The following is a 15,377-nucleotide window of genomic DNA, read 5'->3' as shown; positions in this document are numbered from 1 at the left end:
TTCTTTTACTTATCGACTGAGATATAGGTTTCGTTCAGCATACAATTCCATAAAATAATCGTCCATTAAATCATCGATAAAGTAGATCGACTCTCCAGTAGATTTCATCTCAGGGCCGAGTTCTTTGTTGACATTCGGAAATTTATGGAATGAAAACACTGGTTCTTTGATCGCATACCCATTTTTCTTCGGGTTGAATTTAAAATCCGTCACTTTCTTGTCCCCCAGCATTACCTTCACTGCATAGTTCACATAAGGTTCTTGATAAGCTTTACAAATAAATGGAACCGTGCGCGAAGCCCTTGGGTTGGCTTCGATGATATAGACCTCATCGTCTTTAATAGCAAACTGAATATTGATCAGACCAACAGTATCCAATGCCGTGGCGATTCTTTTGGTGTAATCTTCGATTTTTCTAATCACCAAATCTCCAAGGTTGAATGGAGGCAATACAGCAAACGAATCGCCAGAGTGAATCCCCGCTGGCTCTATATGTTGCATGATACCGATAATATAAACATTCTCCCCGTCGCAAATCGCATCTGCTTCTGCTTCCAAGGCACCATCTAGATAATGATCCAGCATCACTCTATTGCCTGGGATTTGTCTAAACAGCTCCACTACATGTGACTCCAACTCCTCTTCGTTGATCACGATTTTCATGCCCTGTCCACCAAGTACATAAGATGGTCTCACCAACAGTGGAAAACCTAATTCTTGTGAAAGCGATAAGGCCTCGTCTGCCGTTTCGATAATCCCAAACTTAGGATAAGGAATATTTTGCTCTTTCAATAACGATGAGAACGACCCTCTATCTTCTGCTAAATCTAGCGCTTTGAAGCTGGTTCCAATAATTTTAATCCCGTATCGCTCCAGCTTTTCTGCCAATTTCAAGGCGGTTTGTCCTCCCAGCTGAACAATCACCCCCTCTGGTTTTTCCAAAAGGATAATTTCATAAATGTGCTCCCAGAAAACTGGTTCAAAATATAGCTTGTCCGCAATGTCAAAGTCAGTCGAAACTGTCTCAGGATTACAATTGATCATGATCGTTTCATAACCACATTCTTTGGCAGCTAATATGCCGTGCACGCATGAGTAATCGAATTCAATCCCTTGTCCGATTCGGTTCGGGCCTGAGCCCAACACTATTATTTTCTTCTTATCTGTAGGAATAGATTCGTTTTCCTCTTCGAATGTAGAATAATAATATGGAGTCTTTGCATCAAACTCAGCAGCACAGGTATCCACAAGCTTATAGGTTCGCTTGATCCCCATTTCTTGCCTTTTGGCAAAAACTTCACTTTCTAAACAATCGATCAGGTGTCCAATTTGCCTGTCCGCATAGCCCTTCTTTTTGGCGGTTAGCAATAAAGCCTTAGGAAGAGTGTCCAAATCATACTTTTCTATTTCTTTTTCCAGTGCAATCAGCTCTTCAATCTGGTTTAAGAACCAAGGGTCAATCTTCGTGAGGTTGTAGATAGTTTTGAAAGGAATACCCAATTTGAATGAGTCATACACATGAAACAATCTGTTCCAGCTTGGATGCTTCAAACTATAAAGCAACTCATCATGGCTTTTCAACTCTCTTCCGTCTGCACCTAATCCATTTCTTTTAATTTCTAAAGACTGACAAGCCTTTTGCAAAGCCTCCTGGAAGTTTCTGCCAATCCCCATGGCCTCACCAACGGATTTCATCTGTAAACCTAGATGCCTATCTGATCCTTTGAACTTATCAAAATTCCATCTTGGCACTTTTACAATCACATAGTCGATCGAAGGTTCGAAGAACGCTGAAGTCGTTTTTGTAATCTGATTATTCAGCTCATCCAGGTTGTAACCTATGGCTAGCTTAGCAGCAATTTTTGCAATCGGATAACCTGTCGCTTTGGAAGCAAGAGCCGATGATCGGGAAACCCTTGGGTTGATTTCTATCCCAATGACCTCATCGGTTTCTGGATGTACGGCAAACTGCACATTACATCCACCAGCGAATTCACCGATGCCTGAAATCATTTTAATGGCGAGATTTCTCAAGTTTTGATAAACCGTATCTGGAAGCGTCATGGCTGGTGCTACGGTAATAGAATCACCGGTATGAACGCCCATGGGGTCAAAATTCTCGATAGAACAAATCACGATGAAGTTGCCGATGCCGTCGCGCATGATCTCCAACTCATATTCTTTCCAGCCCATGATACTTTGCTCGATGAGCACTTCATGGATAGGTGAGGCATGTAAGCCGTCATTCAAAGCTTTATCGAAAGCTTCAGGCGTTTCTACGAATCCACCACCAGCACCACCAAGGGTATAAGAGGACCGGATGATTAAAGGAAATCCAATTTCTTGTGCAATTTCTTTTCCTTCTAGAAAAGATGTCGCCGTACGCCCTTTACAAGTGCCTACGTTTAACTTTTCCATCAATAATCTGAATTTCTCCCGATCTTCTGTGGTCTCGATGGCATCGAAATTAGATCCGATCACACGCACATTGTGTTTTTCCCAGATGCCTGCTTTGTCGCAGTCCATAGCCAGATTCAATGCTGTCTGCCCTCCCATAGTAGGAAGTACTGCATCAATGTCGTGCTTTTCGAGAATTTCTCTAATTGATTTTTTTGTAAGGGGTTTGAGGTAAATGTTGTCCGCTGTCACTTCATCAGTCATGATCGTCGCAGGATTCGAATTGATCAAAGTCACTTCGATTCCTTCCTCCCTAAGTGACCTTGCTGCTTGTGATCCGGCATAGTCGAATTCACAGGCCTGTCCAATTACGATAGGGCCGCTTCCAATGATGAGTATTGATTTGATGCTATTGTCCTTTGGCATTGCGGATGTTTTTTATTTGATAGTATGGATACTCTAAAATTGCGCAAATCTAGAAGCTATTCGGCGTAATAAAAAGGTTTGAAGGCATTGTCTCGCAAAATTATTATGCCTGTTTGATTCTTGATTTGCTGATTCCATTATTATGGTGTTAATTTTGACCCTGAATTGAAAAATAGCTATGAAAAAATTAAAACTAGTGGCATTGATACTGATTACAGGCTTGGCCATTTATGCCTGCAGTTCATCAAAGGAAAATGCATCAGAAGTATCGAAAACTTTAGTTGGAGATTGGAAAGTACAATGGATCACATACCCAGACAAAAATGCACCAGCTAATGACTCCATCAACTACACCATGAATGGCGAAATGAACATCAAAGGTGATGGCAAAATCACCATCAATGCCTATGGTTATCAAAACTGCATTTTTGGAACAGACACTTTGATCCATACACTCAATTGGGATTTACCTTCAGATTCCGTATTGAACCTTACAAATGATGGGGACAAGTATGGTATCCCATATTCTATCTTAGACCTATCAGAAAACAAAGTGAAGTTACAGTTGGTAGAGGACGTATATTTGTTTTTGACGAAGTAAGCAACTGGTCAATTCAATCATACAATGAATTAATTTGGGTCTCCAATATTTAAAATTCCGTATCTTACTTTAAGATCATCATGTTCATACAATGGTAAGAGAACAACTCAAAGCACTCGCTCAACTAGCAAATAGTGATGGAGACATAGATGAGCGAGAGCTCAAACTGATCCTACGAATAGGCGAAGCACATGGAATGGATCAATCTGAGATTCAAAATATCATAGACGATCCTGGAAATCTGGGGGATTTGAAAACACTAGATGAAGACGACAAGTTTGAGTTTTTATATAGTATCATCCAATTGATGAAAATCGACGATGAGATTTATAATGAAGAAGTACTCTTTTGTCAACAAATAGCTATGAAGTTAGGCTATGGTCTCGGCGCCGTTATGGAAATGTATCCTCATGTACATAAGAATGTTGTGATCCGGAAAGAAAAGCTTCAACTAAAGAAAAAGATCAGTGCATTTCTGAAATAAGGTTTTTTTTTCTCACCCCATAGACAAATCGAGGTAAACTGCTATCTTTAGTCATTTAGCATATTAAGCCTTTCAAAATGTCCACTGCAGAGAAGCCTCCATTTTATAGTACCTATAGTCCTAATATTCCAGAGATTCTCTGGAAAAACAAACTCACGATTGCCATCACGACTTATCAAGCTGGCAAAGTCATCTTCATAAGCGCAAATAGTGAAAATGGGTTAATCCAATTACCTCGTGATTTTAAAAAGGCAATGGGCATGGCCTACCATAACGGTAAAATGGCTATTGCAACAAGAGAAGAGGTAGTGGTCCTTAAAAACACACCTTCACTCGCTAAAGGTTATCCTAAAATGCCAAACACTTACAGCGGGCTTTTCATGCCACGGGCACTCTATTTTACTGGTGAAGTAGATATTCATGATATGGCTTGGGGGCAAGATGGGCTTTGGGGTGTAAACACTCGGTTTTCGTGCTTATCACTAATCAACGATGAGTATAGCTTTGAGCCTAAGTGGCAGCCAAAATTTATTTCTGATTTAGTGCCAGAAGACCGATGCCACCTCAATGGCATGGCTATGAAAAATGGGTCTCCAGAATATGTTACCGCCTTGGGCTCTTCGGACTCCGCTTTGGGGTGGAGGCCAAACAAAACGACTGGCGGAGTGCTTATTCATGTGCCCAGTGGAGAAATTATTACATCTGGTTTGGCTATGCCTCACTCTCCTAGAATAGAAGGAACTAAATTATTTGTTTTGCTATCGGCTACAGGAGAATTGATCTCTGTAGATCAACAAACCGGAAAATATGATGTGGTGACAAAAATTCCAGGGTTCGTAAGAGGGATGGCCCGCTATGGCAATTTACTTTTCATTGGTCTTTCTAAAATGAGAAAAACCAGCGCTACCTTCAAAGACTTACCAATCGCCCAAGAATCTGTTTTCCCCGGCGTAGTAGTAGTAGATGCTAATACAGGAAAAATCGTAGGCCATATCAAATATGAAAATAGCTTGGAGGAAATCTACGACATCAAAGTCATCAGCAATATGGCACGACCAGGTATATTAGGAGTGAATACAGACGATCATCGCAATGGCCTTTCACTACCCAACCAAGGGTTTTGGGCTATTCCACAAGAAGAAGGAGAAAACCCTACAGCTGAATGATTTCCGCAAAAGCTTATTATGACCAGTTGTTTCAAGAAGCCACTGCAGCTCATCAGTCTGGTGATTTGAATAAGGCAGTCACTTTGTATAAGCAACTGACTTTTGACATGGGTAAGCAGCCAGAACCCTATCATAGATTGGCGCTCATATATGCTCAAAAAGGTCAATATACGGAAGCGATTCCTTGGTTTGAAAAAGCGGTGAGCATACATCCCAAACATCCAGCTTATCTTGTCAATTTTGCAGAGACTCTGCAGCGTGTGGAACAAAATGAGGACGCTATTCATTTACTTAGGAAGGCATTGGATATTGAGCCTGGTTTTGTTGAGGCGCAGCAAAAGCTGGGAACTGTTTTAAAGAAAACTGGAGCTTTTCAAGAAGCTACAGATTTGTTCAAGCAAATTATTGAAAAGGAACCCAAATTCTATCCGGCATTCTTTCAATTGGGGACTTTGATGTTAGAAACTGGTAATTTTAAATCCGCCAAAGAATATCTGAATACAGCCGTTAAGCTCAATCCAAATTCCATCAAAGCACTGAATAATTTAGCTGTCGCTTATCAAGAATGGGAAGAATTTGAAGAGGCAATAGATTGCTATGAAAGAGCCTTGGAAACGGATCCCAACTACATAGACAGTATCAGAAACCTTGCTCTCATTCATGAAAAAACAGGTGACCCAGAAAAAGCCAAAGCCTATTGGTTGCGATTATCCAATTTGAAAAATAATGACCCTCTAGTTTCATGGAAAGCAGAACTCATAGAACCAGTCGTATTTTCGTCCACTAAGCAAATAAATCAATACAGGACACATGTGATAGATCAGATCTATGACATCAAAACAAAAAAAATAAACCTAGACGCGGACCAACTGACTAAACTGGATATTTACCCTCCGTCAGGATTGATCTATCATGGTTTAGATGATCTCGAAATCAAAAAAGCGTATGGCGAGCTTTTCAAAAGCATTCCAAAAGCACAGCTGCCAACACAGAAAAACTTAAAACCACACGTGGGGTTTGTGGTGACTGGTGGACACGAGGGTGTTTTTGTGAAATGCATGCGTGGACTAATCAATCGGTTATCTACTGATAAAATGAATATCACGATCGTCTGTAGTTTCCCGAATGGTGAAAAAATTGTCAAGCCTGCCATAGAAAACCCTGACATCAATTTTGTCAGTCTACCCAAATCATTAGGGCAAAGTGTACATTTACTCTCTTCCTTAAATTTTGACTTTCTTCATTATTGGGAGGTGGGGACGGATGCATACAACTATTTCATCCCGTATTTTAAACCCGCCAAAGTTCAGGCCACCTCCTGGGGCTGGCCAACTACATCAGGCATTCCTACCATGGATTATTTCATTTCCTGCAAAGGCTTGGATGATGACATCGATCAAAAATATTATAGTGAAAAACTAGTGCTTTTTGAGCGGCTACCGACCTACTACCATTCGCCAAAAATTCCAACACTCGACAAAACCAAAAATGATTTTGGTATTGAGGAAGATGGTCACCTATATCTGTGTGTTCAGAATGTAAAGAAGATTCATCCCGATTTTGATCAAGTAGTTAGTAGCATATTGGAAAAGGATCCAAAAGGAATAGTTGCGATTTTGGGAGACAAACACGCTAAAATAACTGAAGCCTTGGAGCAGAGAATCAAAGCACATTGTGGAAGTCACTTAAATCGAGTAGTCGTATTGCCTCGCCAAGAAAAGCCGGGCTATTTTAATATCTTGAATCTTGCCGATGTCGTACTGGATACGCTCTATTACAACGGTGGAGCCAATACCAACGGAGATGCATTTGCACTCAACAAGCCAGTGGTCACCATGCCAACTGACTTCCATCGTGGCCGATATACTGCCACCGCTTACAAGCAAATGGGATTTGAAGACTTAATAACTGGTAGCATTGAAGAGTTTGCAGCGTTATCCGTTCGTGTGGCAACGGATGGCGTTTTTAAAAAGTTGGTGTCCCAAAAAATAGCAGATGGTAAACACTTGTTTTTTGAGGACAAAGAAGCGGTTCTAGAGCTAGAAAATTTTATAGAAGAAGTAACTCAGGCTAAGCCTCCAAAAAGCCAAAAAAAAAAATCTACTGAGCCAAATCACACAGCCCAAGACTGGTTAAAACAAGGTCTCATTTACAAAGAGAAAAAGGAGCTGAAACAAGCCTGTGATGCGCTCTACAAAGCCCAGCAATTAGATCCTACTAACCTTGAAATATTAAAACGATTCGCAGAACTTCTTTCTAATACGGAGAAAAGGCAGGATGCATTTATAATCTATCAGAAGGCACTAGAATTGGCGCCAAATGATCCAGAGGTTCTCAATAATCTAGGTGGTTTGCTATTGGAAAATCGCCAGTTCGAAGAAGCCATTCTACTCCTAAAGAAATCAATTGAAATTGACGCCAGCCAGAATTCTTCGTTCATAAATCTGGGTATGGCCTACGAGCAAATCAGCGACATTTCTTCAGCAAAAACAACCTATAGTCACATCAAAGACAAACTAGCCAAACACGATTTGTTCAGACTTCATATTGAGACGCTTTGTCCAAATATGGTGATGAACCAAGAAGAGATCGATAATTTTCGCAAGACTGTGAGGAATGCGTTAATTAATTATGATCAAATGATGCCCAAGGAGTTGACCGCTTCCGCTCTTATTAGAGGCTATGCATTCCCCTCTTTCAATCATTCATACCACGGGTACAATGCAAAGGAGATCAATTCACTTTGGGGAGAGTTTTATGCCAAACGAATAAAACCAGTTACTCTTGGCCCGAAAAATTCTAAGCCAAAACTAGGCTTTTTGGTGACGCACGGGCATGAAGAGGTATTTATAAAAGGTGGCTGTGGCTTGATCAAAAATTTATCCGTAGAAAAATTTGAAATCACAGTCTTAGTGAATGGAGAAGCTGCGCTTAATAAAATTAGAAATTTCATTTCACGAGAAGATATTCACTATGAGAATTTTAATAGAGACCTTAGTATAGCAGTACAAGAAATCTCTGCTTTAAACCTTGACTTTCTGTACTACTGGGAGGTTGGCTCTGATCCGCTCAATTACTTTTTGCCTTTTTTTCAATTGGCTCGTGTTCAAATTTCTAGTTGGGGTAGTCCCTATACCTCGGGCAATCCCAGAATACAACATTATTGGTCGTCAAAGTGGGTTGAAAATGAAAATTACGCTGATCATTATTCTGAAAAAGTGACGCTTTTTGAACCCATGGTATTTTACTACTACCCTATTCAGGTTCCTGAAATAATAAAAGTTCGTGAGGATTTCGGGTTTCCTAAAGATCGTAAGGTGTACCTCTGCATTCAAACCTTCAACAAATTTCACCCTGACTTTGATATACTGCTTAAAGGAATTTTAGAGAAAGACCCCAAGGCACTGATCGCTCTGACCATGCCGAAGCACCAAACCGTAATCAATCGATTGAAGCAAAGGTTTGAGCAAACTATTGGCCCATTGTCTCTGCGTATTCTGTTCGTTGAAAAAGTACCCATCGAAGATTACCCTCAACGCATTGCTCTCGCGGATGTTTGTATCGATACCCCACATTACGCTGGAGTAAATACTACTTATGAAACTTTGCAAATGGGTACTCCAGTGGTTTCCCTTCCTGGGGAATTTCAAAGAGGAAAATATACGGAAGCAGTGTATCGCACAGTTGGTCTAGACGAATTCATCCCTAAGAATAATACTGAGTATGTCGATTTGGCTGTGCGATTGGCCAATGAACCTCAACTCAAAAAGGAACTTATAGACACTTTCAAAAAGAATTCACATCGACTATTCGAGCAGCAAGAAATTGTAAGTCTTGTTGAAAAGTTTCTTTTAGATGAATTTGAAAAGATTGACCCCCTCCTAAGTCAAAATCAGGCATCTGCTTTGGAATGGTTAGAAAAAGGGAACCTGCATAAGGAACACAATCAAATCAAACCTGCTTTTGATGCGCTTAATAATGCTCGTCAGTTAGACCCTTCAAACCCAAAAATTCTCAAGCAGTTCGCCGAACTACTTTCTGATATTGGCAACAATAAAGACGCACAAATCGCATATCAAAAAGCGTTGGCCCTTTCTCCAGAAGACCCAGAGATTCTCAATAATCTAGGAGGCTTACTACTAGAAAATCAGCAGTTCGACGAAGCCATTCCATTACTCAAAAAATCTGCTCAAATTAACCCTAATCAGCAATCAGCCTTCGTCAATCTAGGATTGGCTTATGAGAATAATGGTGAAATCGAAAAAGCCAAAGACGTCTACTCAAAAATCAATTCGCGCTTGGCTGATGATGACCTTTTCAAAATGCACATTGAGACACTTTGCCCTAATATTGCTCAAAGCAATAAGGAAATAAATGAGTATAGAAGTAAAACACTAAAAACTATACAGCATTTTGACAAACTGGTTCAATCGATTCTGACAGCAGATAAAATTGATTCATGCTACGCCTTTCCGCCTTTCAGTTTTACCTATCAGGGAAGGAATGTTAAAGAGATTAAGTCCCTTTGGGGAAATTTTTATTCGAAACGAATCCAACCTGTCACTTTAGGACCGAAAAATGAAAAACCAAAAGTAGGATTTTTAGTAACACAATCTCATGAAGGTGTTTTTATGAAAGATGTAGGGGGAATCTTGAAAAACCTGTCCAGTGATAAATTTGATCTTGTCGTTTTAGCCAACGGACATGAAGCGTTGAAGGGTCTCAAATCTTTTGTAAATCGCAATGACTTGACCTATGTATCTTTTTCTAAGCAACTGGGACGAGCCGTACAGGAAATAGCTTCGCTTAATCTGGATTTTCTTTATTACTGGGAAATAGGTTCAGATGCGCTCAACTATTTTCTTCCTTACTTTCAATTGGCCAGAATTCAAATATCAAGCTGGGGCAGTGCCTTTACCTCTGGCAACCCCAGGGTGCAATATTACTGGTCCAGTAAGTGGTTAGAAAATGATGATTATCCCGATCATTATTCTGAACAAGTAGTTCTTTTCGAAAATCTCCCCACCTACTATTATCGTTCGGGAGAATCTGCTCCTCCTCATACCAGAAAAGATTTTGATTTACCGGAGAATTCTCGCATTTATCTTTGTGTTCAAAGTATGAGTAAAATTCATCCCGATTTTGATGAAATACTGTTGGGTATATTGGAGGCTGATGAAATGGCCTTGATCTGTTTGACCACTCCCAAACAAGATGCTCTAGTCGAACAACTCATGAATAGACTACGCTTATCCTTAGGCGCTCATTTGGATCGAATTCGGGTAATCAAAAAAATACCTCATCAACAATATCTTCAGCTCATCAAACTTGCAGACGTCTGCCTAGACCCTCCCCACTACAGCGGGGCCAACACCACGTACGAAACTTTGCAAATGGGTACTCCAGTAGTTTCCCTTCCTGGTGAATTTCAAAGAGGAAAATATACCGAAGCCATTTATCGAATCTTAGAGCTAGAGCAATTCATTCCACAGACCAAAAAAGAATATGTAGAGTTGGCCGTTAAATGGGCAAACGACGAGGAAGCCAAAGCTGTTTTCTTTCAATCTTATGAAAAGAAATGCTCCTTATTGTTTGAACAACAAGGCATTATAGACGAAATAGAAGGTTTTTTGACATCCAAGTTCTCCGCCATTTGACATTTGGATTTAAATCAGATTTGTTTTAACAATAAAGAGAACGATATTTCTTATATTTATGCTCGGTTTTTACCGACATTGCTAGAGAGAAAGGTTTTACTGCGCGTAATATTTAAGGTTTTCACCTCAGATGAGAATTGCTATGAACCATCAAAATTACCTCTACCTGGAATATCGGAGAGCCATCCGAAAATTCAGAAAATTACAAACAAGATTTGAAAAAAGAGTCGCCAAAGACACTTTTCAAGATCTCACTGCTCGTAAAAGGTACCTACTCCTTACGCAGCTTAGGAAACTCAAGCAAAAAATAGAACAACTCACCAACCGATTGAAGTTGGCTGCTGCTGGTGGTTCATTGGCTTTTACTATGGGCTTAGCACTGAGTGGTCATGAAGCAGAAGCGCAAGTTCTAGGAGTACCAAAAGTGCTCACTATTGACAAAACGCTGGCCAATGATGATGAAACTGATGCTCAGCAAAATCCCGATGTTGCGCTCAACAATGAAGGGAATTTTGCCATCGTGTGGGAAGAACAAGATGGCTCACTCAAAGGCAAAGGTTATGGCGGTGACGTAGATCAAAGCGTAGATTTTTCAATTCCTGGAGGTACATCTACCTTCAACGCCAATCCGTCCATCGCCATAAATGACGATGATCAATTTGTAGTAGCTTGGGCAGACAGCAACTTCGCTATCAAATATATGAGGTATGAGGTCGAAGATGGTGATATCACTTCAGATGGACCTTACATCGCCAAGGACTATGTCAGTGGAGAGTGGATAGACAATCCAGAGGTAGCCATGAATAACGATGGCAACTTCGTTATCACTTGGGAAGAGTATAACGGTACCGACTATGACATCAAAGCAAGATATTATACCAGTGAAAATGTCTCTGACGGAGTATTAGATGTAAGTCAAAATGACAACTATGATCAGACCCAACCGTCCATTGATATGGATGGAAATGGTAATTTCGTGGTCACTTGGCTGGATAGAGGTGGGTCTGAAACTACTTACAGCGTCATTTCTGGTAGAAAATATTATGAAAATACACCCGATGATAATGAATTTTCCTTGATACAAGGGACAGATTATGATCAAGAAAAAATACAATCACCAGATGTAGACCTCAATGGTGATGGCAGTTTTGTATTGGCTTGGGAATACGAAGATCTCGTAGGATCCTTTGAATATATCAGAGCTCGGATATTTGATACAGATGGGATAGCCTCAAGTGGTGTGGTTGACGTGACTACTTTGTCTTATGCCAATGACCTTCACATTGCTGCAGACAAGGACGGTGGATTTATCGTGGTCTATGAAGACTCTACAGAAGGTGATTACAATGTTCTTGGTAAGCGATTCAACCGTTTTGGTGATGCCATACAAGAGTCTGATTTTACTTTTTATAGTGCTGGTTACGAAGGAGGAAATCCGGCAGTTGGCATGAATGACAACGGTGACTTTGTCGTTGCATGGAACGATGAGTACGCTGCTAGTAGTGGCATGTGCTACGAAGGTGATGACTGTGATGATATGGGTGTGTATTTTAAAAAATATAGTAATCCAGAAAACGAACCTTATGGTATAGTTGACGAAAGTCAAGTCAACGACTACAGCACGGGCTATCAGCATCAACCTGCCGTTGATGTTGATATCAATGGCAACTTTGTCGTAGTTTGGCAAGGAGAATCGGCAACAGACGGGTCGGGTATTATTGGACAACAATACCATGCAGACGGCACAAAGAATGGATCTGAATTTCAAATCAATACAACCACAGATAACACCCAATCATCTCCAGATGTGGCGATAGATGGTTCTGGGCATTTTATAGTGACTTGGAGTGGATATGCGGGCACATCCAAACAAGGCATTTTTGCTCAAATGTATAATTCTGATGGTTCGCCTGATGGTTCAGAGTTTCAAGTAGATCAAGAAACTAGCTCCTACTATTCCTTGAGTGAACCATCAGTGGATATTAATCACGATGGAGATGCAGTAATTGTCTGGGAAGGTGATGGTGGAAGTGAGATAAATGCCAGAGTGGTAACTGGCGCCAATGAATTTGATGGAAATGAGTTTATGGTAAACGCCAGCACATTTTCTGGAGCTAGAAACTATCCCGATGTGGCTATTCAAGATGATGATAGTTTTGTAGTGACCTGGGGCTCATGGGTCTCAGGTGGAGAAGACCAGACCTTTATTCGACGCTTTGACAGTAATGCGTCAGCCTTAGATGCCGATGACGTAAGAATCTCCTCAAATTATAATACGCAAACCCGTCGCCAATCCATTGCTATGGACAAAGCGTCTGGAGACTTTATGGTGGCATTTACCGAATATGCCGTTTCCTATTCGAGTATTTTGGCCAGCAAATACAAAAGCGACGGAACAGCCGTTTTTGAAGAAGAAGAATTGACCAACTATGCCAGTACAAGTGATGCACCTGATGTATCAGCCAACCTTCAAGGCGAGTTTGCAGTAGTGTGGAGACAGATTGAAGGCGGAGATCCTTACCTGGCAATGTCCTTGTTCAATGAAGATGATGAGTTAGTCTATGAAGGTTTTGAAGCTATAAACCCAGAGAATTATTCTAGTCAAGGCGGCGTGGCTGTGGCATTAGATCTTGATGGTGATGCCATTGGTGTAATTGGCGCCTACTATGGTGGAGGCTACAATGTATACACAAAAACCATCGCTCCTCCATTGGCTGGAAATGTGGGTGATGGTAATGAATTTATCGTTAATAGCATTACTTCAGACAATCAAGTTAGTCCAGATGTAGCACAAAATGCTGGTGGTGATTTTGTGGTGGTGTGGAAAGATGGTTATTCAGGTAATGAAATAAAAGCGCAGCGATACAATAATCAAGGCGTACGCCAAGGAGTTGAAATAATAGTAAATAATGATAATTCCACAAGTTCGAGATACCCTTCTGTGGCTTTGAATGATGAAGGTAATTTTATGGTGGCTTGGCAGTTTTATAATGGAGCAACTGGAGGCGAAGATGTGATGGGCAGTGTGATCAAATGGGATGGAGAGGTAGTAGAGGATGATTTTATTATTAATTCAGATGATACGGATGGAAAACAAGCCTATCCAGATATAACACTCGACGAAAACGGAGATTTTCGTGTGATATGGTCCAGCACCATCTCTTCTGATTACGATTATTCAGCCATTGCCACCAAAAAATTCAGTCCAACTGGTGTCGCTGAATCAGCTGAAACTACCTTCTTGACAGATGACGTGACCAATGTTACTGATTATAGAGGATCTATTGCCATCAACTCCGATGGAGATATTGCAGTTTCTTATACTTACGGTTATGATGGATATGAACTGTATTTGAATGTATTTAATAAATCTCTTGAATCACAGGTGGAGGAATTGCAGATTAGCAATGGCAGTGATATCAAATGGAACAAACCGGCCATAACCTCGACAGACGATGGGGAATTTGTGGTAGCCTGGGCAGAAGGCAGTGATTATGTTTATTCCTATGTAAGAAAATATTCCTCTGGAGCGGCCTTTGATGATACCGCCAAAAAAATAGAGGTTGGAGATAGACCTAACGAGGTGAATATTGAAGCAGTAGACGACGGGGATTTTATTCTAACTTTTAGGGATGAAATAGATGATAGCGGGGATTATGATGGCATCTGGGCGCAGCGGCTGTCTGATGAAATGGAGAAAATTGGACCTGAGTTTTTAGTGAATGACACCACCCAAAATGATCATTCAAATAGTGCAATGGCCTCCAGTCCAGACGGTAGTTACACGGTGGTCTGGGAAGCTGAGTACACTGATGGTAGCGATTATGCTGTGATGGCCAAACAATTCGTCTCGCACAAGCCTACTATTGAAAACGAAGGTTTGACAATAGATGAAGGAGCGGAAGCTGATATTACGGCTGATGAACTACTGATCAATAATCCATCTGGAGGAGATGAATCTCCTCTGCTCACGGTGACGTTGTTACCGTCAGAGGGAACGCTGAAGCTAGACGGCAATGCGGTTACATTGAATCAAGAGCTCAATGAAGATGACATGTTCTTCCTCAGCTATGAACATAGCGGAGATGAAGGTACGTATGACTTGTTTACTTTCACTGTAGCTAACGAAGATTTTGAAACGAGCGAGAATACCTTTTACATCAGTGTGACTCCAATAAACGACATTCCAGACCTGACTGCCAATCACGGGATGGAGTTAGACGAAGGCGATTCACAAAGTCTTTATGAATCGCTCTCTGTAACTGATCCTGACAACAGCAGTAGTGAAATAAGCTATACACTCATTAGTGTGCCTGAATTTGGCGATCTGTACAGAGACGAACAAACCAATGCACTTGGCGTTGGTGATACCTTTACCCAATCAGAAGTTGGGTCTGGTACCATATCCTATCAAAACGACGGAAGTGAAAGTGCAACCGATGGTTTTGAATTTACATTGTCAGATCTGGAATCTACCTCTGAAACTCATCAATATGATATCGAAGTCAACCCTGTAAACGACGCTCCGACATTGGCCAACGCCATCGATGATCAAACAGGTACTGTTGATGATCCTTTTACTTTCGAATTGGCTGAAAATGTTTTTGAGGATGTCGATGGGGATGAATTAACCTTATCAGCTTCGT

Annotated in this window: 6 protein-coding genes; 5 read left to right on the top strand and 1 reads right to left on the bottom strand. The window is 40.8% G+C overall.

The annotated features are described in order from the left end of the window. Positions 1-9 precede the first annotated feature (9 nt). On the bottom strand, positions 10-2,823 hold the full coding sequence (carB, locus tag ABJH98_RS15440; RefSeq protein ID WP_348308598.1) for a carbamoyl-phosphate synthase large subunit: 2,814 nt from the start codon (positions 2,821-2,823) through the stop codon (positions 10-12). Between the two features lie 178 nt (positions 2,824-3,001). On the opposite strand from carB, the gene ABJH98_RS15435 reads away from it, so the two are divergent. The 5 genes from ABJH98_RS15435 to ABJH98_RS15415 all read left to right on the top strand — a co-directional run. Then, complete coding sequence (locus ABJH98_RS15435) at positions 3,002-3,424, top strand: hypothetical protein (protein WP_348308597.1); 423 nt, start codon at positions 3,002-3,004, stop codon at positions 3,422-3,424. A 91-nt stretch (positions 3,425-3,515) separates the two neighbouring features. Beyond that, on the top strand, positions 3,516-3,908 hold the full coding sequence (locus ABJH98_RS15430) for a TerB family tellurite resistance protein (protein WP_348308596.1): 393 nt from the start codon (positions 3,516-3,518) through the stop codon (positions 3,906-3,908). 77 nt (positions 3,909-3,985) lie between these two features. Further along, on the top strand, positions 3,986-5,074 hold the full coding sequence (locus ABJH98_RS15425; RefSeq protein ID WP_348308595.1) for a TIGR03032 family protein: 1,089 nt from the start codon (positions 3,986-3,988) through the stop codon (positions 5,072-5,074). Further along, the gene (locus tag ABJH98_RS15420; protein ID WP_348308594.1) at positions 5,071-10,731 is read left to right on the top strand and encodes a tetratricopeptide repeat protein; all 5,661 of its coding nucleotides are present in this window, start codon (positions 5,071-5,073) and stop codon (positions 10,729-10,731) included. Before ABJH98_RS15425 ends, ABJH98_RS15420 begins: the two co-directional genes overlap by 4 nt. A gap of 142 nt (positions 10,732-10,873) precedes the next feature. After that, positions 10,874-15,377: cadherin-like domain-containing protein (locus ABJH98_RS15415; protein ID WP_348308593.1), on the top strand; the 4,504-nt coding region annotated here is incomplete at its 3' end.

It is taken from the genome of Reichenbachiella sp. (assembly GCF_039969095.1).
Taxonomy (GTDB): Bacteria; Bacteroidota; Bacteroidia; order Cytophagales; family Cyclobacteriaceae; genus Reichenbachiella.
The sequence above is the reverse complement of the archived record's forward strand: the minus strand, read 5'-3'. Positions and strand labels throughout refer to the sequence as shown.

Excerpts from the sequence above, each read along its gene's own strand:
- carB (WP_348308598.1), bottom strand. The coding sequence starts at position 2,823 with ATGCCAAAGGACAATAGCATCAAATCAATACTCATCATTGGAAGCGGC.
- ABJH98_RS15435 (WP_348308597.1), top strand. The coding sequence starts at position 3,002 with ATGAAAAAATTAAAACTAGTGGCATTGATACTGATTACAGGCTTGGCC.
- ABJH98_RS15430 (WP_348308596.1), top strand. The coding sequence starts at position 3,516 with ATGGTAAGAGAACAACTCAAAGCACTCGCTCAACTAGCAAATAGTGAT.
- ABJH98_RS15425 (WP_348308595.1), top strand. The coding sequence starts at position 3,986 with ATGTCCACTGCAGAGAAGCCTCCATTTTATAGTACCTATAGTCCTAAT.
- ABJH98_RS15420 (WP_348308594.1), top strand. The coding sequence starts at position 5,071 with ATGATTTCCGCAAAAGCTTATTATGACCAGTTGTTTCAAGAAGCCACT.